4 protein-coding genes are annotated in these 3,253 nt (G+C 67.1%); 3 read left to right on the top strand and 1 reads right to left on the bottom strand.

Annotation, left to right across the window (positions count from 1 at the left end; genetic code table 11):
* A partial coding sequence (locus tag GJ632_RS20475) for a sulfite exporter TauE/SafE family protein (protein WP_191453887.1) occupies positions 1-811 on the top strand: 811 nt, incomplete at its 5' end.
* A 20-nt stretch (positions 812-831) separates the two neighbouring features.
* Here GJ632_RS20475 and GJ632_RS22565 read toward each other — a convergent pair.
* Complete coding sequence (locus GJ632_RS22565; RefSeq protein WP_177232703.1) at positions 832-984, bottom strand: hypothetical protein; 153 nt, start codon at positions 982-984, stop codon at positions 832-834.
* Positions 985-1,246: 262 nt separating this feature from the next.
* Here GJ632_RS22565 and GJ632_RS20470 point away from each other — a divergent pair, with 262 nt between their 5' ends.
* The gene (locus tag GJ632_RS20470; RefSeq protein WP_191453886.1) at positions 1,247-1,846 is read left to right on the top strand and encodes a hypothetical protein; all 600 of its coding nucleotides are present in this window, start codon (positions 1,247-1,249) and stop codon (positions 1,844-1,846) included.
* Between the two features lie 198 nt (positions 1,847-2,044).
* A partial coding sequence (locus GJ632_RS20465; RefSeq protein ID WP_343161291.1) for a DEAD/DEAH box helicase occupies positions 2,045-3,253 on the top strand: 1,209 nt, incomplete at its 3' end.

Genomic DNA, 3,253 nt, shown 5'->3' with positions numbered 1-3,253 from the left:
CGTCGTCCTCTTCCCCGGCGCGGCGAACGTCACGAAGGGAGTTCAGGCGGACGTCGGCGCGGCGACCCTCGCCCTGTTCGTCGTCGTCGCCGTCCTCGCGGGAGCGATAAAGGGGATGCTCGGGTTCGGGTACGCGCTGGTCGCCACGCCCATCTTCGCGTCGGTCATCGACCCGACGCTCGCCGTCGTCGTCCTCGCCGTCCCGCCGTGGATGATAAACATGTTCCAGATCGGCGAGACCGACACGGGACTGGCGTTCGTCCGCGAGGAGTGGGCGCTGATGCTCCTGGCCGGCGTCGGCGCCGTCCTCGGCGTCTTCTTCCTCGCCGAGTTCAGCGCCGGTCCCATCGTCCCGTTCCTCATCGGCCTCGTCATCCTCGGCTACGTCCTGTTCCAACTGCTGGGGAACTTCGTCACCGTCGAGGAGGCGCACCACCCGGTCGCCCTCTCCACCGCGGGCTTCCTGGAGGGCTTTCTCTTGGCCGTCTCGAACCTCGGACCGCTCCTGCCCGCCTACTTCCACACGTTCGAACGCGACGCCGAGCGCTACATCGGCGGCCTGTCGATGGTGCTCGGCCTCGTCTTCACCGTCCGCATCGTCCAGATGGCGCTGTTCACCGACCTCCTGACGGCCTACCGACTGTGGCTCGGGTGCGTCGTCGCCGTGGTGACGCTGGTCGGCCTCCTTGCGGGGACGTACCTCCGGCGCGTCGAGGTGGACGAACGGCGGTTCAACTGGTTCGTCGTCGGTCTCCTGTTCGTCATCTCGCTCAACATCTTCCGGAAGACGATACCCGCGCTGTTCCTCTGAGTCGAGTCAGCCCGTTCCTCTCACTCCTCGTACGCCTCGCGCAGGTCCTCGACGTGGTTCATGACCAGTTCCAGCGTCGCGTCGGCGTCCACGTAGCCCCGTTCGTACTCGCCGTGCGCCGTGTCCACGTCCGAGAGGAACGTCGCCACCGCGTCTTCGAGTTCGTCTGCCATACTCGAAGGTCTGCCCGGCGGATAAAAAGAGCCTCGCCGTCCCGCCGGCGCGACGCTGTTGGACTCCCTCGACCGGCGTCGAGTTTCGGCGGAACTGGCGACAGAGCGTGTACGCGGCACTCGAACACCGATACCCCTTGTTTCAATGAATCACTAGCCTGTTGGGGGTGTTCGCTGAATCCGGTTTTCGTTGCTTGCGGTCCCGTCCGGGAGTCGCTGGAACCGACCACAGGACTATGCGTCCAGAGACCCTAGTTAACGGATGGCAGACAACAAGAGCGGCCGAGACAAGCAAGCACGAGACGCCGAGCGACGCCAACGAGAGCGCGATATAGACACAGAGCTGGAGCGCGGCGACGAAGTACAGCCACCGGTCGACGCTGAGGAACTCGGCGATCTGGAGGCGGAACTCGAAGTGCTGACGTTCCCGGCGACGGGACGCGATATCGTCGCGGCGGTCGGCGACCGAACGATCGAATCGGTCGAGGAGAGCTACACTCTCGGGGAACTGGTACCGGAGACGGACGAGGAGACGTTCGACTCCCCGGACGCCGTCCGAGTGCTGGTCCAACGACCGACAGTTGCCGCGGCGATGAAACGGATCGTGGAAGCCAGTGAGACGCTCTCGAATACGGAGTTCAGTTGGTCACAGCGCAAAGCGTACGAGACGACGTTCGAGGAACTCGAAGCGATCGACGCCGACGACGACGACGAAGGGATTCGAGCCATCAGCGACTGGGTCACCGAGCAGATCCACGACAAAGAGAAGCTCCCGTCGTCCCGAGGGGTACGCCGTCAGGCGGCGAAGTTCTGCCGGGCCAACGGATATCAGGTTCGGAACGACGAGTGGCTCGGAATATAGACGGGCGACCACGAGCGACCGGGAGACACGACTGCTGACGAGCACCAGGGGTGAGCGAGACGCGCGGTGTCTCTCGCACACCAGACCTATCCGCTGCCGAGAGTTCCGAGAGAGACGCCGACTCCTCTCCCCGTGGTTCCGCGGGTCCGCCGCCTCTGCGTCCGTTCGTTTATATCCGATGCCGCCCGAGAACCGCGTGTGCTCACGCTGACGTTCGAGACGGGGACGGTCCGCGTCGGCGGCCTCGACGAGTCCGCCGTCGCCGCCGCGGCCCTCCCCGGCGTGACGTGGGACGACCGCGGACTCGTCGCCCGCGCGCCGGCCCACCGCTACGCCGACCTCCGCGCCGAACTCGACGCCCGGGACCTCGCCTACGAGGACCGCGTCCGCCCGGAGACGCGTCTGGACCTCTCGCACGCCTACGACCTGCGCGACTACCAGCAGCACGCACTCGACGCGTGGCGCGAGAACGGCGACCGCGGCGTCCTCGAACTGCCGACCGGGGCCGGAAAGACCGTCGTCGCCGTCGCGGCCATCGCCGCACTCGGCGTCCCCACTCTCGTCGTCGTCCCGACGGTGGACCTCCTCGACCAGTGGCGACGCGAGTTGGCGACGGAGTTCGACGTGCCCGTCGGGCAGTTCGGCGGCGGCGAACAGACGCAGGAGGCCGTCACCGTCTCGACGTACGACTCCGCCTACCTGCGCGCCGAGGACGTCGGTGGCGACTTCGGCCTCGTCGTCTTCGACGAGGTGCACCACCTCGGCGGCGAGGGCTACCGCGACGTGGCCCGACTGCTGACCGCACCCTCCCGCCTCGGCCTGACGGCGACGTTCGAACGGCCGGACGGCGCACACGAGGCCGTCGCCGAACTCGTCGGGCCGAAGGTGTACGACCTGACGGTAGAGGAGTTGGCGGGCGAACACCTCGCCGACTACGAGGTGCGGCGCGTCGAGGTGGACCTCACGCCCGAAGAACGCGACCGGTACGAGGAGGCGCAGGGGACGTTCGTGGACTACCTCAAGCGGTCGAACCTCTCCTTCTCATCGGGGTCAGACTACCGGAAACTCGTGATGCGGTCGGGGTCGGACCCGCGGGCGCGGGAGGCACTCCTCGCGAAGCAACGCGCCCGGCGCATCATGATGAACGCCGACGAGAAGGTGGAGACGCTGGGTCGCCTCCTCGATAGACACCGCGACGACCGGGTCATCGTCTTCACCGCGCACACGGACCTCGTCTACCGCCTCTCCGAGCGCTACCTGCTCCCGGCGATAACCAGCGAGACGGGCGCGGCGGAGCGACGCGAACTGCTGGAACGCTTCCGCGACGGGACGTACTCGCGCGTCGTCACGGCGAACGTGCTGGACGAGGGGGTGGACGTGCCCGACGCGAACGTCGCCGTCCTCCTC

The sequence above is a fragment of the Halogeometricum sp. CBA1124 genome (assembly GCF_009741955.1).
Classification (GTDB): domain Archaea; phylum Halobacteriota; class Halobacteria; order Halobacteriales; family Haloferacaceae; genus Halogeometricum; species Halogeometricum rufum.
The sequence above is the reverse complement of the archived record's forward strand: the minus strand, read 5'-3'. Positions and strand labels throughout refer to the sequence as shown.